Consider the following 23,525-nt stretch of genomic DNA (forward strand, 5'->3'; position numbering starts at 1 on the left):
GGAAAAATAAATGAACAAAATTAAAATCGGAGTAACAACCAGAGGATTAGAAGTAAATATGCCACTAGCGAAGGAAAGGAATAATCATATGCTTATATTAGGAACAACAGGATGTGGAAAAACGTATCAATGCGAGCGAATGGTACTGGAAAGTTATAAAAATAATGTTCCTATGATAATTTTAGATCATTCGCAAAGCTATATAGATGAACAATTAGAAACACCCTTAAGATTACTGGAGGTAGAAGGAAAGCTTTTTCGTCATAGTGTTTATAAGGATAAGATATCACTTAATCCAATGGAATATCAGAGACTAGGGGAAAACGGTAATCTAAAAGAAAAAAAAATTGACATGTGTGCTAGAGTAGCAGGTATATTAGCTGGATCGTTTTCCTTAACAGATTATCAAGATAATGTATTGTATAATTTATTAATGAAAAACTTTGATGGAGAAAAAGGCTTTATGGATATATTGAAAACAATTATATGGGATTTGGAGGAGAGAGAAACAGATAAAGCTGCTCAGAGTTTACTTAACAAAATGAAGAAGTTTGTGGATTATGAGTTATTTGCTGATGACGATATTTGTATATGGGATTTAGCTTTTAAAGAGCATAAGATATTAATTATTGACATTAATTACTTTGATGAACTTATGCAAAATTGCCTTACAGAGCTCTTGCTTTGGGATTTATATAATTACAATATGAAGTTAAAGAAAGAAGAAAGAGAATTTTGTGTTCTTATTGATGAGTTTCAGAAAATGAGAATCAATAATAAAAGTGCTATTACTAAGTATTTAAGTGAAGGGCGTAAGAATTGCGCTAATATATGGTTGGCAAGTCAGACGTTAAAGAATAAATTCACAAAATCACAAAAGGCAGACTTGTTACAGGCTGGATGTAAACAGTTTTTTGCACTTTCTCCAGATGATGTTGGTCTTGCAGCTCAATTGTTAAATGAACCAAAGAAGTATAATGATATTGCAAATTCATTAAAAAGAGGACAGGCGTACATATCATCAAACGTATTGACTAAAAGTGGTAAAATTCTTGAGAGGTATGAAGTGGCTATTATTGTTCCCGAAATTTAGAAAATTGTATTACTAGCCATTTTGAACTTGAAAGTTTTATAAAAAGGTAGGATAATCAGATAAATGGATGCTTTTTAGTGGTAGAGAGTGTTGAAAGTGGCTAGTTTATATATGGAGGGTAAATATATGGTGATTAAAGAAGGATGTTTTGAAAATAATAAAAATGATAAAATACAAGAATTAGTTATATCTGGACTAGAAGAGATGATTAATTGCTATACAAAGTATGGAGAGAAAAAAGAACCACTTTTAAACTCACAGGAATATGATAATACACATAATGTTATCACGATTCTGTTAGATATGAAAAATAGGATATTGGAAAGCGATGCAAATATATCGAATGAATATGTTGGCATATTATTTCTAATGAAAAATTTTTGGGATGGATTTAAAAGTCAGTTAACAGACATTATAGTTGAATCCATAGAATATAAGCCTAAAGAACTTGATGAAAAAATCAACGATTTAATGAAATCTTGTAATCTTATTTTGAATTTTATACCTAGAGGATTAGATGAAAAGATTACAGGGTTAATTATAGTTTGGAATAAGTCCACAGATATCAATTCTGAAAGGTTGGATGAGAAGATTAATGAGTTAATGAGAACTTGGCTTATTTCCATAAAAATGACTTATGAAGAATTAGATCAAATAATTAAAGACTTAATGATTACTAGGCTTATAAAATGTGATTTTAATACGAAAGTTCATCCGCATCTTCATGCAGATCATACTATAGGTTTATTTTGGGAAACAGAAAAATTTTATTATGATTGGTATGATAATGCATTAAGGATAAGTAGAAATGATAGTGAAAAAAATATATTTAAAGGTTGCTTTAATAAGCAAGTTATTGAAAATTTAAAGAATAAAAATTATAAATTTTTCAATGATTATTTTCTGGATTTGTATGCAATGAGAGGCGATTTTAATTATAGTGAAATGTTCAGTTTAAGTAGTGACATAAGTATAGAAATATGTAAAGCTACAAACTATAATGAATGGACTAGTTGGGTTATTTCTTCTCTTATTGTACAGAATCTTGGTGGGCTAGTGGCGGCAAGGTGGATTGATGTCAATTATTTAGAAAAAAGTAAAGAATACATGAGATTCTATTTTGAAGAAAAGGAACTACATTCTTGTTTATTAGAGAAGGCTGCTAATAAGACAGCTTTTTTAAATGTAATTAAGTTAGTAGCTGTTGAATCAATTTTATCACAGGGCGTGTTAGAACATGCTTTAGATTCTAGAGTTTACCGAGAGTACTATGAAAGGATAGAAAAAAAGGAAAAATATAAAAAAATGGTTAACTATGATCAAGAAGAATTTATAGGAATTTTTGAATATTTAGATGAATTAAATGGAGGCAAAAATACTCAAGAAAAAAGGGTACATGAATTAAAGGATTTATTAGAAAAAATGAATCCCAAATTTTTTCATATATATGATAGTTTGGGGTCAAATAAAAACCTTGAAAATACTAAATTAACAAATTTTTACACGTATGATTATCAAAAGAGCATAATTGAATTAATGCTAAGTGACAGGGAAAATAGCTCTGAATTTACATATGAAATGTATTGTATACAAGTGGGTAGAGGTAATACAGGTGGCCAATTTAGATATTGTAACTATATTGAAGATATTATTAAAATGAAGATTGATTATACTAATAAGGTAGATAAAAATCATTTGCTTGCATTGGATGATTATTATAATATATCTGGGTTCAATTCAGTTTTAGAGATATATTACGGAATAAGCAAAATATTTGATGAAAATTATACCAAAGATTTGTTTAAGGAAAAAAGAATAATTAAGTTATGCCAACTTGTGGGGGAAATGGTCAGAAACATTGGTATGGAGACTTCAAATATTATACATTCTATTATGGATTTTTGTATAGAAGTGAAGGATATAGATCCAAATGATAAAATAGATTGTATTATCGATTTATTAGAAGCTTATGATTTTCAAATCGTTTTGCAAAAGTTAGAAAAGCAGTATATAGCGGGTGTTGATTTTTATTGGAAGTGTAAAGGTGTAAGTAGAAATAATAGAAATGAATTATATAAATCAATTAAAGAAAAAAGAAAAAATAGAGTGAGCAATCTACACTTTGATATACCGATAAAAGTGATTGATTTTGCTGAAGATGAATTAATTCTAATTGAAAGTAATGAAGATGAAAAAACAGCAAATATAAGTGAAATTTATGTATCTAGAGATAAGAAGATTCAATTATTTAGGAGTGTTGCAAAGAATGTTTTAGTAGGGATACAAAAAAATTGAGAAAATTGAATTGCTATATAATATGTGTTAGTACGATGAGTGAATAGTAGGTGGATGATTTTTAGTACATTAGCTGATATGCTTTGATCTCCTTTTTTAGGGCTTTGTATATGGAAAAGATGTATAACATTTATAATATACAAATCTGAATAGCGTGCGCGAATTACAAATCTGAGAAAAAATGATTATGATATGCTATCTCCATAGAAGGAGATAGCATTATTTTATTTAAAGAGTAGATAAAAGAGTTAACACTAGATATTTTGGTGGTCCATTAGAATTGGAATTTGTAGAAAATTGGATGATGAAAGGTAATGGATATTATATTGAAGAGTAGTTAGAATTTACTTTTATAATTGGGAATGAAACAGATAGAAATTTAAGCGAATATTAATTTGATTTGAGAAAGGGGCTGCTAATATGGTAGAGCAAGAAACAAAGGCATTGTTAAATATAAAAGAAATGTGTGAATACCTAGGAATCGGTCAAACAAAATGTCGTGAGTTACTAAATAGTCCGAAAAATGGATTTACTGTTAGAATAGGGAATCGTTTATATGCTAATAAAAAGAAACTAGATAAATGGCTTGATATGCAATGTTGTAATTAAGTAAAATAAAAAATGGCGTAAATTGATTTGATTTAAGAAACGCATTGTGATAATATTTATATATATCACATAAAGGTTTTTTCTCATATCAAGGAAAGGTGATAAAATGGGAAAAAATATAGACGGAAAAGAACTAGGACCTGGAATATCTCAGCGGTCAGATAAAAGATATTCTGCTAGATTTGTAAATTCCAATGGTGAACGAAAAGAATTTTATGATTTTAAGTTAGCAGAAGTTAAAAGGAAACTAAACGATGCTAGGTATAAGGATGAAAATGGACTTGCTGGAAATGGAAAAAGTGTAACTGTAGATAAATGGTTTTGGGTTTGGCTTGATACATATAAGAAAGATATTGTAAGCCCTTCAACATATAGAAATTACAGGGCTAGATATAATAATAGTATTAAACCTAAAATTGGTTATATGTTACTTGAGAAAGTTAGAAAAAATCATTGTCAGACCATTTTAAATGAAATGTATGATGAAGAATATTCGTTTGGTACAACGGACCAAGTTAAGATAACTTTGCACGCATTGTTTGATGGAGCAGTAGAAGATAGATATATTCTTACTAATCCTTCACAGGGAATAAAATGTAAAGAAAGAGACGTTGAAGAGCGAAGAGTTCTAACAATTAAAGAGCAAAAAACTTTTTTAGAATTTGCTAAAAACACAGCTTATTATTATGTATTTCTTTTAATATTACAAACAGGATTGAGATGTGGTGAAATAGGTGGATTAAAGTTTGAAGATATTGATTTTGATAAAAAGGTATTACACGTTAATAGAACAATGCTTCAGGATAAAGATAAAGGTGGATTTTATTTTGGTAAACCGAAGACAAAGTCAAGTGTAAGAGAAATCCCTTTAACTGATTTAGCAATTGAGATATTAAAGAATCAAAAGAAAAATAATTTCAAATTACGTTCAGCATCAAAAGTATGGGTTGATAATAAAGAATTTAATAACCTAGTATTTTTAACAAAGAATGGTAATCCAGTTGGGAACTCTACATTGAATCTTAGCATTATTAGAATAGTTACAAACATTAATAACAATGCTAAAATAGAAGCCAAAATGAATGAAACAGATTATATAGAATTTAAACATATGTATATTCATTCGTTACGCCATACGTATGCTACGAGATGTATAGAGAATAATATGAAGCCTAAGAGCTTACAGAAAATTCTTGGACATTCTAGCATTACTGTAACGATGGATCTTTATGTTCACGTTACTGATGATGAGTTAGCTAATGAAGTACAACGTTCATCACCACAGTTAATACAGGTAAATGGCGTAAAGATGGCGTAAAGTAATAAATATAGATATTTAAAGCCTTGAAACACAGGTATATAGGGGATTGTAGAAAATTGGTATTGATTACGCTAAGTAATTTTTTTGTAGTAAAGTAATTAGTAGTCAAACCATTAAAACATATATGTTTTAGGTGGTTTGACTATTTTTTTTTATGTTTTTCCTTAAATTTAATTTATAGAAGCTTATCGTAAACCAATCACCTAAAGAAGGATAATTGAAGTATATGAGAAGTAATATGAAAAAGAATAAATATATAAAGATTATAATAATAATAGTTTTGGGAATTTAGTCTTTAATATGGGCTATTCCATATATACATAATGAAATATCAACAAAAATATATGGAAATACGTTGAAATCGGAGATGATTACATGGATTAAGCCTTTTTATATAAATTATGTAATAAGATTCATATAAAAACATAAAATAATACTACAGTTCATTATGAGGTATTATTCATGAAAATGAGAATTGGAGTAAAATATGTTATTATTCTTGAACTTGTCTTATTATTCGTTTTAATAGTAACATTGGTAAACAAAAAAATGAATAACAAATCGGAATACGTTCTTACTTCAGCTACTGACATAAAATATGTGGAATTTAATGTTACATATTCGGCGCTAGATAAGGCCTATGCATATGATATTGGATCTCAATCAGAAGAAATCAAACTTAATTGGATTGAATTACTTTCCTATTTGGGCGCTAAATATGGTGGTGATTTCTCAAAATATAAAGAAAATGATATAAATACACTTGTCAAAAAACTTCAATCAAAGGAAGAGACAATTGGTACTTTAACAGAGGATATGAAGCATTATTCTTACTATTATGAAGCTTATGAAGCTGTACTAGGTGGATTAGTTGGGGAATATGAAATAGAAGTTGCTAGTGAGCAAAATCCTACAGAAAAAGTATGGGTTAAAAAATATGGGCTAAAGGGATTCGCTCCGATTGCGAAAAATTTTCCATATAGTGATTATGACGATTTTGGAGTGTCTAGATCCTATGGATATGCAAGAAATCACTTAGGCCATGATATGATGAGCCAAGTGGGTACCCCGGTTGTTTCTGTTGAATCTGGATATGTTGAAATCCTTGGTTGGAATCAATATGGTGGATGGCGAATTGGTATACGAAGCTTTGATAATAAACGGTATTATTATTACGCTCACTTAAGAAAAGATTTTCCATATGTTAAAACATTAAAAGAAGGTGATATTGTTTGCGCTGGAGATGTTATTGGCTATGTTGGAAGAACTGGATATAGTAGTACTGAAAATACAAACAATATAGAAACTTATCATTTACACTTCGGATTGCAACTGGTATTTGATGAATCTAAAAAGGAAAGTGAAAATGAGATTTGGGTAGACTGTTATAACTTAGTTCAATTTCTATATAAAAACAGATCTGAAACGGCTAAAAATACTGAAACAAAAGAATGGTACAGAATATATCAAATGAAAGACCCCTCAGTTGATGCTTTTTTGCAAAACAACAATGAACAATGATTTTATAAAAGACCTTTTAATTCATTGAATTGAAAGGCCTTTTTTGGGTAATTAATCAACTTAATATTTATATATGATATTATTTAATCGCAGGTTAGATTTGAGCGCTTTTTTATATAAATTGTTAATATTCAATATTATTCTTGCATTTTCTATACGTAGAGTGTAAAATTAGCTTAATTTTGTAGAATTTAATTATGATTTTGATATTTTAGGAGGCAATTATGAAGTCATTTAAAGAAATGAATAAGGAAGAGCTTTTAGAATTAAAAGGCGAATTAGAAAATAAGTACAACGAAGAAAAAGCGCTTGGCCTTAGTCTTGATATGTCGAGAGGAAAACCTTCGTCTACGCAATTAAATGTGTCTATGGGATTGTTGGACGTGCTTAGTAGTTCATCCGTTCTTAAGTCAGAAAATGGCGTAGATTGCAGGAATTATGGAGCTTCAGATGGAATTCCAGAAGCTAAAAAACTAATGGCAGATATTATGGGGACAACACCTGATAAAGTGATTGTATATGGTAATGCAAGTTTGAACGTTATGTATGATACAGTTGCTAGATCATATACACACGGTATACTTGGAAGTACTCCATGGTGCAAACTAGACACAATTAAGTTTTTATGTCCCGTTCCTGGTTATGATAGACATTTTGCTATCACCGAAAGATTTGGAATTGAAATGATTAATATTCCAATGACAACAAAAGGTCCAGATATGGATTTGATTGAAAAATATGTGAGTGAAGATGAATCAATAAAGGGAATCTGGTGTGTCCCTAAATACTCAAATCCACAGGGGATTTCATATTCCAATGAAACAGTAAGTAGATTCGCAAATTTAAAACCGGCAGCAAAAGATTTTAGAATATACTGGGATAATGCATATGCGATCCATCATTTATACGAGGATAATCAAGATGAGATTCTTGATATTATTGGAGAATGTGCTAGAGCTGGAAATCCAGATATGGTATTTGAATTTTCTTCAACATCTAAAGTGAGCTTTCCCGGTTCTGGTGTGGCGGCATTGGCAACTTCAGCAGCAAATATTGCAGAATTTAAAGATCAACTTACAATACAAACAATTGGACATGATAAAATCAATCAGCTAAGACATGTAAAATATTTCAAAAATATAGATGGTTTGAATGCTCATATGAAAAAGCACGCTGACCAGATGAGACCAAAATTTGAAGCAGTGATAGAAGTCCTAAAAAATGAGTTAGGCGGCCTTGAAATTGGTTCTTGGATAGCACCTAAAGGAGGCTATTTTATATCATTTGAAGCACTTGAAGGTTGCGCGAAAGCAATAGTGGCTAAGTGCAAAGACGCAGGTGTCGTAATGACTAATGCGGGTGCTACATATCCTTATGGAAAAGACCCTAAGAACAGTAATATTCGAATTGCACCTTCATTTCCAGAACCACAAGAATTATTGCAAGCAACTGATTTATTTGTACTTTGCGTAAAAATAGTAAGCGTTGAAAAATTACTTGAATTACTATAAATTAAGATAATAATACAATTCGGAGGCATTAAAATGGCACTAATAGGGTTTATTGGAATGGGTAACATGGGATATGCAATGTTAAAAGGGGCTTTGAAAGTATTTGATAGTTCAGAGTTGATTTTTTCTTGCCCAGATAGAGCTAGATGTGAGGCAATTAGCAATGAAACAGGCGTGAATTATGTTGAAAGTAATTCAGAATGTGCAAATAATGCGAAATATATTGTCTTAGCAGTAAAACCACAGATATATGATACCGTATTAAAGAATATTCACAATATTATTACGCATGAACATGTTGTTATTTCAATTGCACCAGGTATAACAATTGACTATGTTACAGGCGCACTTGGTGGTGATGCCAGAGTAGTAAGAGCTATGCCGAATACTCCAGCTTTAGTTGGCGAAGGTATGACAGGTATTAGCTATGATTCAAAATTATTTTTATTAACAGAAAAAGACTTGATTCAGAAATTTTTCAAGTCTTTTGGACGTGTTAACGTTCTTCCAGAAAGTTTGATGAGTGCAGTTGTATGTGCAAGCGGAAGTTCGCCAGCATATGTATATATGTTTATAGAGGCATTGGCGGATAGTGTTGTTCAATATGGCTTGCCAAGAAATAAGGCATATGAGATGGTTGCACAGACTGTACTTGGTGCAGCTAAGATGGTACTTGAAACTGGAGAACATCCAGCGCAACTAAAAGATAATGTATGTTCTCCTGGTGGCACAACAATTAAAGGCGTTGCAGCATTAGAAATGAATGGTTTTAGATCTGCAATATTTAAAGCTACTGATGAATGCTATCAAAAATGTAATAATATTAAATAGCAATAAAGAGGTGTAGAATAATGCAACGTATAAAACGAATTAAACGCGAATTAAAATATTCGGGGACAATGATTGACATGTATACCGATACAATAAGTGTTCCAAATGGAAATGTTGTGCAATGGGATTTTATCAAGCATCCAGGTGCTGCGGCAGTTGTTCCAATAACGGATGATGGTAAGATCGTTATGGTAAGACAGTATCGGAATGCACTAGATCGAGAAACGTTAGAAATACCGGCTGGTGGCTTGGATTCTCAAGAGGAACCAACCATAGATGCTGCAGCAAGAGAATTAGAAGAAGAGACTGGATATATATCACATAATTTAGAACTTCTGATTACGGTAGCTACAACTGTGGCTTTTTGTAATGAGAAAATCGATATATATGTGGCTAGAAAACTTATTCAATCAAAGCAGAATTTAGATGAGGATGAATATGTGGAAGTGGAAGAGTATAGTGTTGATGAATTAGCTGATATGATATATGCAGGTAAAATTAATGATTCGAAAACAATTGCAGCAATAATGGCTTACAAAAACAAGTTTGTTAATATTAAATAAAGAGTAATTTATATTAAATTGTAATCATATAATAAGACAGAACTGATGCGCTAAGCATAGTGGAAAGGGAGAGTCTTATTTATGGAGGCATTTAAAATAGCAATTATAAATAAAAGGTTCTTGATAGTCCTATTTTTAGGGATGATATCAGGAACCTTGTTTGCTAATTTTTACGGTACGAATCATATTAGTGACTGGGGAATATTTGATGGTGTGTATATGGAAAAATATAATACCATTACAATCAACTATCCCACATTGTGGAAGTATGTTGCACAAGATAGAATAAGAGACATCATTTTTTTGTCTATTATTAGTTTGACTTCAATCAGCGTGTCTATTTTTTTGTTGTATCTATTTTATATAGGAATGGGGATTGGACTGGTTGTAAGCATGGCTACAATGCAATATGGAATATTTGGGCTATGGATTTATGTGGTTTCAATATTTCCACAATATATATTCTATGGACTTGCATGCTATATTATTGCTAATAATTTAGTTAAAAATAAAAAACACGAAGCGAAAAAGCCAAATTACAAATTTTTGGCTTCAATAATCATTTCCTGTCTTTTGGTTATAATAGGTACTTGTGCAGAGGCATTTATTAATCCAAGTTTTATGAAAAATATAATTTACAACATGTATTGATTTGAATACTTTAATATTAATATTTTTGATTACATTTGTTATAAATAATAGATTGCATTTGTGATAAATAATAGTTGATTTAATGTATAAACCATTATATAATGTGAATTGCCCTAAAGTTCGAAGGCAAATAATAAAATTTAAGTTCACATAATATATGTGCAAGTTAACAGAGGAAAAGCAATGAAAGAATACATTAATCAATTTCTTTTATATGAAAAAAATTTAAAAAAAGCCACTTCTAATACGCTGCTTTCTTTTCAAAGAGATTTGATAAAGATGGCTGATTTTTTTGAAATCCAAGGTATTGTTGATGTAAAGAAAGTTAACGATACGCAGATGAATGCGTATATGTTATATTTAGAAAAAAATAATTTTGCAACGGCCACTATTTCAAGATTTGTATCGTCAATAAAATCATTTTTTAGTTATTTGATGAAAGAACGAATAATTGATAGTGAACCTACATATATGATGAAAGCCCCTAAAGTAATCAAAAAAGCGCCTGATATTCTTTCAGTAGAAAAAATCGACAAATTACTTTCTCAACCGGATATATCGAAACCAAAGGGAATAAGAGATAAGGCAATGCTTGAACTTCTCTATGCTACCGGAATTAGAGTTTCAGAATTAGTGAATTTGAAAATCAGTAGCATTAATTTACAGATGGGATTTTTAACTTGTAATGATAATGAAAAAGAACGAATAATTCCATTTGGTAATCATGCAAAACAGGCAATTCTTCAATATATTAAAAATGCTAGATTGTATTTTGTGAAAGATACTAATAACGACATATTTTTTACAAATTGTTCAGGTAGTTTAATGAGCCGCCAAGGATTTTGGAAAATAATTAAGGGATATGGAATCAAAGCAGGAATTGAAGAGGAAATCACTCCTCATACACTTAGACATTCATTTGCGGCACATCTTGTTCAAAATGGAGCTGATTTACGCTCGGTGCAAGAGATGCTTGGACATTCTGATATCTCAACTACAACTCAGATATATGCAAAACTTGCAAGTGGGAAAATTCGTGAAGTATATTCCAATTCTCATCCACGTGGGTAATTAAAACATCAATTCATACATAATAAATATACAAAATCAAAATCGAGTATAGGGAAGATCACTCCCCTATACTCGATTTTGATTTTGAAATATATTATGAAACGAAAGTACAGTATTAAATAGTTAACAGTTGATTATACGATTGATTCAGCAATATCATAGATTAGACGTTCAGATTCAGTCCATCCAAGACAAGCGTCAGTAATTGATTTTCCATAAACACCATCCCCAACCTTTTGGCAACCTGGTTCAATATAACTTTCAATCATTACACCTTTTACAAGCTTGTTAACATCTTGAGAGTGACGGCAACTATGAAGTACTTCTTTTACGATTCTAACTTGTTCCGTATATTTTTTAGCGGAATTGCTATGGTTTGCATCTACAATAACTGCTTGGTTCTTAAGGTCACGTTTTTCATACATTGCAAGAACTCTAACTAAGTCTTCATAGTGATAGTTTGGTATGTTTTGTCCGTGTTTGTTTACAGCGCCACGTAGAATTGTATGTGCAAGTTCATTCCCCTGTGTATTAACTTCCCAGCCTCTGTATATAAATGTATGTCCAGATTGAGCAGCAACAACGGAATTAAGCATAACAGAATAATCTCCACTCATAGGATTCTTCATGCCGGCAGGAATATCCATACCACTTACAGTAAGCCTATGTTGTTGGTTTTCTACAGAACGTGCGCCAACTGCAACATATGACAGTAAATCTGATAAATACCAGTAATTTTCTGGGTAAAGCATTTCATCAGCAGAAGTGAGACCTGTTTGCTCAATGATATCCAAATGCATTTTTCTGATTGAAATCAAACCATTTAAAAGATCTGGCTTTTTTTCTGGATCTGGCTGATGAAGCATGCCTTTATATCCTTCGCCAGTTGTACGTGGCTTATTTGTATATACACGTGGTATAAGTATTAGCTTATCTTTTACTTTATCTTGAACCCTTGCAAGTCGCTGCGCGTAGTCCATCATAGATTCTTCATTATCAGCAGAGCATGGTCCAATAATCACTAAAAATTTATCAGAGGCCCCAGTTATTACATCTTTGATTTCTTTATCACGAATCGCTTTGAGTGCAGTGACTTTTTCAGTAACTGGGTACTGTGCCTTGATGTCTTTAGGAACAGGTAATTTTTTTACAAATTCAAAACTCATATTATTTCCTTCTTTCTATAAGTGAATTTTACTAACAAGCAATAATAAATTATAAATGAATAAATATTAAAAGCACATAAGGCAGATTATAATATACAAGCAACAAAAAGTAAAGAAAAACGGGTTGAAATGGAAAAAACATATGCTAAAGTATTTCGGCTGTGATATAATATTCCAACAAACAAATTGGAGGATATTATATGATTAAGAGAGTTATATGGATAGTACTCGACAGTGTTGGCATGGGGGAATTGCCTGATGCAGACAAATTTGGTGATGTTGGAAGCGATACAATAGGAAATACATCAATTGCAGTAGGTGGGTTAAAAGTACCTAATATGGTGAGGATTGGACTTGGAAATATTGATGGAATTCATAATGTGGATTATTGTAATGATCCAATAGGATGTTTTGGTAGGCTTGCGGAGATTTCAAATGGCAAAGATACAACGGTAGGTCATTGGGAAATGACAGGTATTTACTCGGCTAATGCATTTCCAACTTATCCGAATGGATTTTCAAAAGATATATTAGATAAATTTATAGAGTTGACAGGCGTAAAAGGAATTCTTGGAAATTGCACAGCTTCTGGAACTGATATTATTAAAAAGTTAGGAGATGAGCATGTAAAAACGGGTTTTCCAATCATATATACTTCTGCAGATAGCGTTTTTCAGATAGCTGCACATGAAAGTGTATTTCCAATAGAAGAGCAATATAAAATATGTAGAATTGCAAGAGAAATCCTGCAAGGTGAAAATGCAGTCGCTAGAGTGATCGCTAGACCTTTTATCGGTGCGAATGGTGCTTATGAAAGAACATCTAACAGACGTGATTTTTCTTTGAAACCACCTTTCGATAATGTATTGAACCGTTTGAAGGATAATGGATATGATGTTATCGGTATTGGTAAAATCGAAGATATATTTGCAAAAGAAGGTATAACGAAAGCAATTCATACCGCAGATAATCAGCAGGGAATTGATGTAACAATTGATTATATAAATCAATCCAATAAGGGACTGATTTTTACTAATTTAGTAGAATTTGATTCAAAATGGGGCCATAGAAATGATTTTGCAGGATATGCAAATGGACTAAAAGAATTTGATGAACGCCTTCCTGATATAATGAATTCTATGAGGGAAGATGATATTCTAGTGATAACAGCTGATCATGGTTGTGATCCAACAACTCCAAGTACAGATCATTCAAGAGAATATGTACCGCTACTTATATATGGTGCTAATATTAATAAAAACATTAATCTTGGAACAGGAAAAACTTTTGCGAATATTGGACAGACAGTTGCCGATATATTTAATTTAGAACCACTAAGTGTGGGGATCAGTCTCCTTAACCGTATACAATAGCGCCGTATACAATAGCGCCGTATACAATAGCGCCGTATACAATAGCGAAAATAAAACGAAAATAAAACGAAAAAAGCTTATGTCTTATGAAAGTAAGCGATAGGAATAGGAAAAAAACATGAGAATGTATGATTTGATTATGAAGAAAAGAAATTCAGAAGAATTATCAAAAGAAGAAATAGAGTATATGATTCAGGAATATACAAAAGGTCTAATTCCAGATTATCAGATGGCTGCATTTTTGATGGCCGTATATTTTAACAAAATGACAGATAAGGAAACGGTTGATTTGACGATGGCTATGGCAAACAGTGGGGATATCCTCGATTTGTCCGCAATCAATGGAATTAAAGTAGATAAACATAGCACTGGTGGAGTTGGTGACAAGACTTCATTAGTTGTAGGGCCAATGGTGGCGGCCCTTGGTGTCCCTGTAGCAAAAATGTCAGGAAGAGGACTTGGACATACAGGAGGGACCATCGATAAGTTAGAAAGTTTTCCCGGATTTTCAACGTCGATGAGTGAAGAACAGTTTTTTAAAAATGTGAATTCAATTAAAATCGCAATTACTGGTCAGACAGGTAATCTAGCCCCTGCAGATAAAAAATTATATGCACTCAGAGATGTCACTGCAACCGTTGATAATCTTTCTCTTATTGCAAGTAGCATCATGAGTAAGAAAATAGCGGCTGGAGCGGATGTAATAGTTCTTGATGTCAAGACTGGCAGTGGTGCATTTATGAAAAAGGAAGAAGACGCATTTGCACTGGCAAAAGAAATGGTAAAAATAGGTGATGGCGCTGGAAGAAAAACGGTAGCAATTGTATCTGATATGGATCAGCCACTTGGATATGCAGTTGGAAATGCACTTGAAGTTATTGAGGCAATTGATACGCTAAATGGGAAAGGGCCTAGTGAATTGTTAGAACTATGTGTCATTTTGGGAACCTATATGCTAATTGGAGCTGAAATCGCAACCAATGAAGCACAAGCAAGAAAGATGCTTCTTGAAACGATTGAAAATAAAACAGCACTTAACAAATTAGCTGAATTCGTTGAAGCACAAGGCGGTGATAAAGCCGCAGTATTCAATACGGATTTGTTACTTAGGGCTTCAATAATTGAGGAAATCACTTCAAGTGAAGAGGGCTATGTTGAACATATCGAATCAGAAGAAATTGGTATTGTATCAATGCTTTTGGGTGGTGGAAGAGAAACCAAGGAGAGTAAAATTGATTTGGCGGTAGGATTAGTCCTTCATAAAAAAGTTGGGGACAAAGTTAACATAGGAGATTCAATTGCAACAATATACGCAAATGATGCGGTTAAACTTGCTACTGCGAAAAAACGATTTAATGGAACGTATACATTTTCACAAAAACCTATTGAAAAGAAACTATTTATCAAGGGAATTATAAAATAAAATACAAATCAATCAAAATTGTATAATATATCAAAAGGAGATTATAAATCATGAAATTCACATTTAATCATAGTAATTTTAATGTTGTAGATTTAAATAAATCAATAGAATTCTATAAGAAAGCACTAGGACTCGAAGAGGTAAGAAGAAAGAATGCTGAGGATGGTTCTTTTGTTCTAGTATATTTAGGAGATGGCTTGACAGGATACAATCTTGAATTAACTTGGATAAGAGATTTTGAAAAAGAAAAGTATGAATTAGGTGATAATGAATTTCATTTGGCTTTTAGAGTAGATGATTTTGATGCTGCACATAAACTACATGAAGAAATGGATTGTATCTGTTATGACAACACAAAAATGGGTATCTACTTCATAACAGATCCAGATGGCTATTGGCTTGAAATTATACCAACGAGATAATAGATAATAAGATATTACAAAAAAACCGATATAGAAATGCTAGAGTTTACACCTAAAAATCTATATGGACATTCTATAATTCTAAAATAATTCTTAAAAAATATAAAATCCTTATATTTCTATTGACAATCACCCGATTCTGAGTTAGATTAGTTAACAAGGTTGATAGTTAACTAAGTTAACTACCAACACGTTCGAGTTTATTAAAAATAATATATATTAGGAGGAAGGTGAAAAATTGATTGAAGAGGAAGATAACATTTCAGGAAATGATACTCATATGAAACTTGTAAATTTAATGAGTAAATTCAGAAAAATAAAACATATGGATAAATTTGTTGGAATTAAAAAAAGTGAATTTATTATGTTGATTACAGTTGATTGTACTATTGAAAAATGCGGAACTGCCACAGTATCACAGATTTCCAGTAAAATGGAAATGACAAATGCTGCTGCATCAAAGACAATTGGAGAATTAGAAAACAAAGGGTATTTAGAGAAAAAGATAAATAAAGAAGATAAGCGTCAGTCATATATTGAACTTACTTTAAAAGGGAAAGAAAAACTAAAATTTTTAAAAGCTGAAAGAGATAATATTACAAAATCAATTTTTGATAAATTAGGTAAAGAAGATACAGATAAACTATTTGAACTTATGGAAAAAATATATGAGGTAGCAGAAGAAGAAATTAATATTCGTATACAAAACAGAAAAAATGAAGAAAAAGAATAGTAGTAAAGAAAGGGATTTAATTTTATGTTAAAAATATTTAAATATTTAAAACAGGAATGGTTATCTGTTCTGATTATTTTTGGTTTATTGATATTGCAAGCAACATGTGACTTGGCATTGCCACAGTATACGTCTAATATTGTAGATATTGGTATTTCCAAATACGGAATTGAAAATGCAGTACCAGACACAATAACAACTGATACATTTAATTCAATAAAGCTTTTCTTAACAGATGACCAAATCAACACTTTAGATAAGTTTTATAATGAATCAAGTGAATATAACGTTGCAGCGTATACGCTCAACACACAAAATGAAGCAGATATTAATCTGTTAAACGATATCATTCAGACACCAATGGTTGCTGTATATATGATTGGTTCATCTGATCAGTATTCAATTGATCAAGTAGCAATGATGCCATTTGAAGCTAGAGAACAGATAATTACTGACGTTACAGAGAAAGTTTCTATAATGGGAAATACAGCAATTGATACGGCTACTGCTAAGGTTATCATCTCTGAGAAAGAAAAACTTGGTATCGATATCAATAAACAGCAGACTAGTTATATGCTTGCAACCGGTGCCAAAATGCTGGGTATAGCATTGGCTGCAATGGTATGTACAATATTCGTATGCTTGTTAGCTTCAAAATCGGCTGCAAGAATTGGTATGAACCTAAGAGTAAATGTATTTAGAAGCGTAGTGGGATTTTCTAATACGGAAATGGACCAATATTCGACAGCTTCGCTTATTACAAGAAGCACGAATGATATCCAACAAGTTCAAATGGTTATTGTTATGTTACTTCGAATGGTATTCTATGCACCTATTCTTGGAATCGGCGGTGTAATTAAAGTACTTCATACAGAAGCTTCAATGGCATGGATTATTGCAACAGCAGTCGGTGTTATCATGGTAATGATTGTGGTACTGTTGACAGTAGCAATGCCTAAATTTAAGCTGGTACAGATTTTAGTTGATAAAGTTAACTTAGTTGCTAGAGAAATCCTCACAGGTCTTCCAGTTATAAGAGCATTTAGCCGTGAGAAACATGAAGAGAAACGATTTGATCTGGCAAATAAAGAACTTACAAAAACACAGTTATTTACGAATCGTGTAATGACATTTATGATGCCAATTATGATGTTTGTTATGAATGGTGTGGCTGTTATGATAGTATGGTTTGGTGGAAAAGGAATCGATGCGGGTACACTTCAAGTTGGTGATATGATGGCATTTATCACTTATTCAATGCAAATCATTATTTCATTCCTTATGATTACAATGGTTTCAATTATGTTACCAAGAGCAGGTGTCGCTGCTGTAAGGATTGATGAAGTTATTAATACAAAAGGAACAATTTTTGATCCAATCAACCCTAAGAAATCAGAAGGAAAAGGATTGGTTCAATTTAATGATATATCTTTTACTTATCCGAAGGCTACAGACAGTGTAATTGAACATATTAATTTTACTGCAAAACCAGGTGAGACTACTGCAATTATAGGTAGTACCGGTAGTGGTAAATCTACATTAATTAATCTGATTCCAAGACTTTATGATGTAACAAGTGGAAGTCTTACAATTGATGGTGTTGATGTTAGGGAAATGACTCAACATGATCTGAGGGAAATGATTGGTTATGTGCCACAGAAAGCTGTATTATTCTCAGGAACAATTGATTCTAATTTAAGATTTGGTAATCAAGAAGCGACCGTGGAAGAAGTTTCTAATGCAGCCAACATTGCACAGGCTACAGAGTTTATTAATGATAAAGAAGAAAAATATGAAAGTCCTATTTCACAAGGCGGTACAAATGTTTCTGGTGGACAGAAACAAAGATTATCAATTGCAAGAGCAATTGCAAAAAAGCCTAAAATATTCATATTTGATGATAGTTTTTCAGCTTTGGATTACAGTACAGATGTTGCGCTTAGAAAAGCGTTAAAAGATAATACAAGTGATTCAACAGTAATCATTGTTGCACAAAGAATTAGTACAATACTTCATGCGGACCAGATTATCGTAATTGATGAAGGACAAATAGCAGGAATAGGTACTCATAAAGAACTTCTTAAAGATAATGAAGTTTACAGACAAATTGCTATGTCACAGCTTTCAGAAGCTGATATGAATGCAATCGCAGATGAACAAAAAAGCTTTGAAAGCAAGGAGGTATAGACATGAGTGAAGAACAAATAAAACAGAGAAGTCCTAGACGTGGCCCTATGGGCGGACCAATGGGAATGGGAATGGGACCTGGCGAAAAGGCGAAAGATTTTAAAGGAACGATTAAGAAACTTATTAAATATATTGGAAGTTATAATATTGCTATTATTGCTGTAATTGTCTTTGCAATTGGAAGTACTATCTTTTCTATTGCTGGACCTAAGATTCTTGGTAAAGCGACAACAGAAATATTCACAGGATTTTCATCCAAATTCACTGGAGGAGCTGGAATTAATTTTGAAAAAGTTGGGGGCATACTGATATTTTTAATCTGTTTATATGTAATTAGTGCCATATTTTCATTTATCCAGGGATTTATAATGTCTGGTATTGCTCAAAAGATTAGTTTTAGATTAAGAAGAGAACTGATTGAAAAAATCAATAAAATGCCAATGGATTACTTTGATAAGAGCACTCATGGTGAAGTGCTTTCAAGAGTTACGAATGATGTTGATACGCTTGGTATGAGTTTAAATCAAAGTGTAACACAACTGATTACTTCAGTTACTATGATTGTTGGTGTACTTATTATGATGCTTACAATAAGTCCATTGCTTACTTTGGTAACATTTATTATACTTCCGGTTTCTGCAATCCTAATTTCTACAGTTGTTAAAAAATCACAGAAATATTTTAAGGAACAGCAGGAATATCTTGGTCATGTAAATGGTCAAGTTGAAGAAGTGTATGGCGGCCATACAATTGTAAAAGCATTCAATAGAGAAGAAAATATTTTGAATGAATTTGAAAAAATGAACAATGTGTTATACAACTCAGCATGGAAATCACAGTTTTTATCAGGACTTATGATGCCTATTATGAATTTCATTGGTAACTTAGGTTATGTTGCGGTAGCAATACTTGGTGGAATACTCGCAGCGCAAGGTAAAATTACAGTTGGTGATATACAGTCATTTATTCAGTATGTTAGAAACTTTACACAGCCAATTGGTCAGATTGCGCAAGTTTCAAATATGCTTCAGTCGACAGCAGCTGCCGCTGAGCGAGTATTTCAATTTCTAGAAGAAGAGGAAGAAGATCAGGTCGCAATTCATCATGCACCAGTTAAAATCAAAGATTTAAAGGGAAATGTGTCATTTGAAAACATCCATTTTGGATATAATAAGGAGAATATTATTATAAATGATTTTTCGGCCAAAGTTACAAATGGTCAAAAAATTGCAATTGTTGGTCCAACGGGTGCAGGTAAGACTACTATGATTAAACTTTTAATGAGATTCTATGATGTAAATAGTGGTGCAATTAAGGTTGATGGCTACGACATTAAGGACTTTGATAGAAGTGAACTCAGAGAAGCCTTTGGAATGGTACTTCAAGATACTTGGTTATTTAAAGGAAGTATAATGGAAAATATTAGATATGGTAATCTTGATGCAACCGATGAAGAAGTCATTGGTGCAGCAAAAGCAGCGCATGCACATCATTTCATAAAGACACTTCCTGATGGTTATGATATGGAGCTTAACGAAGAAGCAAGTAATGTGTCCCAAGGACAAAAACAGCTTATCACAATTGCAAGAGCTATTTTGGCAGATAAAAAAATTCTTATTTTGGATGAAGCTACAAGTTCAGTAGATACTAGAACTGAAGAGCGTATTCAACGAGCTATGGATAATCTTATGAAGGGCAGAACAAGCTTTGTTATTGCTCACAGACTATCTACAATCAAAGATGCTGATTTAATTCTAGTAATGAATGATGGAGATATTATTGAGCAAGGTAATCATGAAGAACTTTTAGCAAAAGGTGGTTTTTATGCAAATCTTTATAACAGTCAGTTTGAAAGAACTGCATAAATTAATCCGTTTTATTGATTTTAGTACATTGTAAGAGTTGAAAAAGTTCGGTATTTGTGATATGATTTTCATATGTTGTATAGCGGATGGCAATAAACATCCTTTATATGAAACAGCACGGCGGATATTTAATTATCTGCCGTGACTATATATGTAAAATGATAAGGAGATAAAAAATGGAAATAAGATCAGGCGCAAACCCTAGGGATGTAAAATTATATGATACAGAAAGACTTAGAAACGATTTCTTGATTCAGGACACATTTGTAGTTGATGAAATCAAAACTGTATATAGCCAAATTGACAGAATTATTGCTGGAACAGCAACTCCTGTTAGCAAAACACTTTTACTTGAAGCAGGCGACGAGTTAAGAGCTAAATATTTTCTTGAAAGAAGAGAAATGGGTGTTATTAATCTTGGCGGTACAGGTACACTTACACTTGACGGACAAGCTTACACATTAAAATATAGAGATGGTATTTATGTTGGAATGGGTACAAAAGTAATTAGTTTTAAGAGTGAAGATGGTAAAACGCCAGCGAAGTTCTATTTCAATAGTGCTCCAGCACATATGACATACCCAACTGTTTTTATAGATCCTAATAAAGACATTAAGCCAGAAAACAAGTTAGAACTTGGTACACTTGAAGATGCTAACCATAGAATTCTTAGAAAATATATTCTTCCTGGACAAGTTGAAAGTTGTCAACTTGAAATGGGTATCACATCATTAGAGCCAGGTAGTGTTTGGAACACTATGCCATGTCATACACATGACAGAAGAATGGAAGTTTACCTTTACTTTGAAGTTCCTGAAAATGCTCTTGTTTTCCATTATATGGGAGAGCCTTCAGAAACAAGACATATTATTATGAGAAATGAAGAAGCTGTTATTTCACCAAGCTGGTCAATTCATTCAGCATCAGCAACACATGCATATTCTTTTGTATGGGGTATGGTTGGTGAAAATCAAGCGTTCGATGATATGGATGCAGTACAAATGAAAGACCTTAAGTAATTAGGGCTTCATATAAAAAAATAATAATTTGATCTGAAAAGGAGATTTTAAAATGGCAGTTAATTTTTCACTTGAAGGCAAAGTTGCTTTGGTAACTGGTGCTTCTTACGGAATAGGTTTTGCAATCGCTTCAGAATATGCTAAAGCAGGCGCAACAATCGTATTCAACGATATTAAACAAGAATTTGTAGATAAGGGTCTTGCATCATACAAGGCAATTGGAATTGCAGCTCATGGTTATGTATGTGATGTAACTGATGAAGATGGCGTAAATGAAATGGTCAAAAAGATCGAAGCAGAAGTAGGTGTTATTGATATTCTTGTTAATAATGCAGGTATTATCAAACGTATCCCTATGATTGATATGTCAGCTGCAGATTTTAGACAAGTAATTGATGTAGATTTAAATGCACCTTTCATTGTATCAAAAGCTGTTATTCCATCAATGATTACAAAAGGTCACGGAAAAATCATCAACATTTGTTCAATGATGTCAGAATTAGGACGCGAAACAGTTTCAGCTTATGCTGCAGCAAAAGGTGGTCTTAAGATGTTAACAAGAAATATCTGTTCAGAATATGGCCAGTTTAACATTCAATGTAACGGCCTAGGCCCTGGATATATCGCTACTCCACAGACAGCTCCTCTTAGAGAGACACAAGTAGATGGTTCAAAGCATCCTTTTGATTCATTTATCCTTGCTAAGACTCCAGCTAACAGATGGGGAGATCCAGAAGATCTTGCTGGTCCAGCTGTATTTCTTGCTTCAGACGCATCAAACTTCGTAAACGGACATGTTCTTTACGTAGATGGTGGTATCCTAGCATACATCGGCAAACAGCCAGATTGATCGTCTAACAATTATCGTCTATCAATTAGACATGCGCTCTTAAAATAACAAAAGCCTCACAAAATGAGTTTACTCATTTTGTGAGGCTTTTGTTATTTTAAGAGCATAGGGCGAACGCCCGCGTGTAGGGGAACAGCATGTCGTCCCCATGGTATATTTTAATATTGTAAATCATGAACATATGCATTATCATATAATTAGTTTTTTCAATAAATTCCAAACACCAAATTAACCAAGGAGCTTTAAAACTATGCTAGAGATAGATCAAATCATTCAAGACTATGGAAGATATATTTATAATTATGCCTTAAAATTAACATGTCATCCAGCTGATGCAGAAGATTTAGCCCAAGAGACATTTATTCAAGCATGGAAAAATCTTGACGGTTTAAAATCCGAGCTAGCAATTAAAAAATGGCTTATTACAATTTGTTATAACCAGTTTCTTATGAAAATTCGCCAAAAAAGTAGTCGGATTGAAGAGCTATCAGAGGATTTTCAAATGCTTGAGCAAGAAGGCTTTATGCTAAATGATAGCTCCTCAAACCCAGTTGATGAAGTATTGGTTGAGGAAGAAATAAAGGAATTACAAAATGGTTGTTTCCTCGCGATGGTTCGAAAACTTACGTTGAACCAGCGAATTGTGTTTTCATTAGTGGATATGTATGGAATGCGTTTAGAAGATGTGGCACAAATATTAGGTACTTCAATATTAGCTACAAAAGGTCTATTATTTAGAGCTCGTATGAATATCGATTCCTTCTTTGCAGACCATTGTAATATTCTTAATATGAATAATCCATGTAGTTGCAAAGCATGGATTACATTCTCTTCGAATCGCAATAATCTTCAACTTCAGACTAAAAAACTTATAGAGACATTAAATTATAAGGAGAAAAACTATCGATTTGATTTAGAGGTTAGAAATAAAATAAAATTTCTTTATTCTAATATGCCAGATAAGAAGCCAAGCGAAGACTGGTATATCAGAGTTTTACAATCATTAAAATAAAAATTAAAA

General features: G+C 32.3%; 20 protein-coding genes. 19 read left to right on the plus strand and 1 reads right to left on the minus strand.

Features of this window, described 5'->3' with window-relative positions; translation table 11 throughout:
* The first annotated feature begins 10 nt into the window (after positions 1 to 10).
* From BMY18_RS09700 to BMY18_RS09745, 10 genes are all read left to right on the plus strand, one after another.
* Positions 11 to 1,093 (plus strand): helicase HerA domain-containing protein, encoded by a 1,083-nt coding sequence (locus BMY18_RS09700; protein ID WP_092453426.1) that lies wholly within the window; start codon positions 11 to 13, stop codon positions 1,091 to 1,093.
* A 126-nt stretch (positions 1,094 to 1,219) separates the two neighbouring features.
* Entirely contained in the window at positions 1,220 to 3,388 is a 2,169-nt protein-coding gene (locus BMY18_RS09705; RefSeq protein ID WP_092453428.1) for a hypothetical protein, read from the plus strand.
* A 420-nt stretch (positions 3,389 to 3,808) separates the two neighbouring features.
* Positions 3,809 to 3,997, plus strand: a complete 189-nt coding sequence (locus BMY18_RS09710; RefSeq protein ID WP_092453430.1) for a MerR family transcriptional regulator — start codon at positions 3,809 to 3,811, stop codon at positions 3,995 to 3,997.
* 106 nt (positions 3,998 to 4,103) lie between these two features.
* Positions 4,104 to 5,315 (plus strand): tyrosine-type recombinase/integrase, encoded by a 1,212-nt coding sequence (locus BMY18_RS09715; RefSeq protein WP_092453432.1) that lies wholly within the window; start codon positions 4,104 to 4,106, stop codon positions 5,313 to 5,315.
* 471 nt (positions 5,316 to 5,786) lie between these two features.
* Complete coding sequence (locus BMY18_RS09720; protein WP_408645054.1) at positions 5,787 to 6,839, plus strand: M23 family metallopeptidase; 1,053 nt, start codon at positions 5,787 to 5,789, stop codon at positions 6,837 to 6,839.
* A gap of 224 nt (positions 6,840 to 7,063) precedes the next feature.
* Positions 7,064 to 8,350 carry an aspartate aminotransferase type Ic gene (locus tag BMY18_RS09725; protein ID WP_092453436.1) on the plus strand — a complete coding sequence of 429 codons (1,287 nt, stop codon included), beginning with the start codon at positions 7,064 to 7,066 and terminating at the stop codon, positions 8,348 to 8,350.
* Between the two features lie 33 nt (positions 8,351 to 8,383).
* Entirely contained in the window at positions 8,384 to 9,181 is a 798-nt protein-coding gene (gene proC / locus BMY18_RS09730) for a pyrroline-5-carboxylate reductase (RefSeq protein WP_092453438.1), read from the plus strand.
* Between the two features lie 17 nt (positions 9,182 to 9,198).
* The gene (locus BMY18_RS09735; protein WP_092453440.1) at positions 9,199 to 9,744 is read left to right on the plus strand and encodes an NUDIX hydrolase; all 546 of its coding nucleotides are present in this window, start codon (positions 9,199 to 9,201) and stop codon (positions 9,742 to 9,744) included.
* A gap of 81 nt (positions 9,745 to 9,825) precedes the next feature.
* Positions 9,826 to 10,395 carry a stage II sporulation protein M gene (locus BMY18_RS09740; protein ID WP_092453442.1) on the plus strand — a complete coding sequence of 190 codons (570 nt, stop codon included), beginning with the start codon at positions 9,826 to 9,828 and terminating at the stop codon, positions 10,393 to 10,395.
* 183 nt (positions 10,396 to 10,578) lie between these two features.
* Positions 10,579 to 11,466 carry a site-specific tyrosine recombinase gene (locus BMY18_RS09745; protein ID WP_092453444.1) on the plus strand — a complete coding sequence of 296 codons (888 nt, stop codon included), beginning with the start codon at positions 10,579 to 10,581 and terminating at the stop codon, positions 11,464 to 11,466.
* Positions 11,467 to 11,600: 134 nt separating this feature from the next.
* Here BMY18_RS09745 and BMY18_RS09750 read toward each other — a convergent pair whose 3' ends face one another.
* A complete protein-coding gene (locus tag BMY18_RS09750) occupies positions 11,601 to 12,632 on the minus strand; it encodes a 3-deoxy-7-phosphoheptulonate synthase (protein WP_092453446.1) in 1,032 nt (343 codons plus the stop codon).
* A gap of 200 nt (positions 12,633 to 12,832) precedes the next feature.
* On the opposite strand from BMY18_RS09750, the gene BMY18_RS09755 reads away from it, so the two are divergent.
* The 9 genes from BMY18_RS09755 (at position 12,833) to BMY18_RS09795 (ending at position 23,516) form a co-directional block, all read left to right on the plus strand.
* The gene (locus BMY18_RS09755) at positions 12,833 to 14,005 is read left to right on the plus strand and encodes a phosphopentomutase (RefSeq protein WP_092453448.1); all 1,173 of its coding nucleotides are present in this window, start codon (positions 12,833 to 12,835) and stop codon (positions 14,003 to 14,005) included.
* A gap of 118 nt (positions 14,006 to 14,123) precedes the next feature.
* On the plus strand, positions 14,124 to 15,428 hold the full coding sequence (locus tag BMY18_RS09760) for a pyrimidine-nucleoside phosphorylase (RefSeq protein ID WP_092453449.1): 1,305 nt from the start codon (positions 14,124 to 14,126) through the stop codon (positions 15,426 to 15,428).
* Positions 15,429 to 15,478: 50 nt separating this feature from the next.
* Positions 15,479 to 15,850, plus strand: coding sequence for a VOC family protein (locus BMY18_RS09765; RefSeq protein WP_092453451.1), 372 nt, complete (start codon positions 15,479 to 15,481; stop codon positions 15,848 to 15,850).
* Positions 15,851 to 16,088: 238 nt separating this feature from the next.
* Positions 16,089 to 16,583: a MarR family winged helix-turn-helix transcriptional regulator gene (locus BMY18_RS09770; RefSeq protein ID WP_092453453.1), complete on the plus strand. Its 495-nt coding sequence runs from the start codon at positions 16,089 to 16,091 to the stop codon at positions 16,581 to 16,583.
* A gap of 24 nt (positions 16,584 to 16,607) precedes the next feature.
* On the plus strand, positions 16,608 to 18,770 hold the full coding sequence (locus tag BMY18_RS09775; RefSeq protein WP_092453455.1) for an ABC transporter ATP-binding protein: 2,163 nt from the start codon (positions 16,608 to 16,610) through the stop codon (positions 18,768 to 18,770).
* A 2-nt stretch (positions 18,771 to 18,772) separates the two neighbouring features.
* The gene (locus BMY18_RS09780) at positions 18,773 to 20,635 is read left to right on the plus strand and encodes an ABC transporter ATP-binding protein (protein ID WP_092453457.1); all 1,863 of its coding nucleotides are present in this window, start codon (positions 18,773 to 18,775) and stop codon (positions 20,633 to 20,635) included.
* A gap of 176 nt (positions 20,636 to 20,811) precedes the next feature.
* Positions 20,812 to 21,654 carry a 5-dehydro-4-deoxy-D-glucuronate isomerase gene (gene kduI, locus BMY18_RS09785; RefSeq protein ID WP_092453459.1) on the plus strand — a complete coding sequence of 281 codons (843 nt, stop codon included), beginning with the start codon at positions 20,812 to 20,814 and terminating at the stop codon, positions 21,652 to 21,654.
* A 52-nt stretch (positions 21,655 to 21,706) separates the two neighbouring features.
* Positions 21,707 to 22,504, plus strand: a complete 798-nt coding sequence (locus BMY18_RS09790) for a gluconate 5-dehydrogenase (protein WP_092453461.1) — start codon at positions 21,707 to 21,709, stop codon at positions 22,502 to 22,504.
* 250 nt (positions 22,505 to 22,754) lie between these two features.
* Complete coding sequence (locus BMY18_RS09795) at positions 22,755 to 23,516, plus strand: RNA polymerase sigma factor (RefSeq protein WP_092453463.1); 762 nt, start codon at positions 22,755 to 22,757, stop codon at positions 23,514 to 23,516.
* Positions 23,517 to 23,525: the final 9 nt, after the last annotated feature.

This window comes from [Clostridium] fimetarium (genome assembly GCF_900111235.1).
Taxonomy (GTDB): Bacteria; Bacillota; Clostridia; order Lachnospirales; family Lachnospiraceae; genus Clostridium_N; species Clostridium_N fimetarium.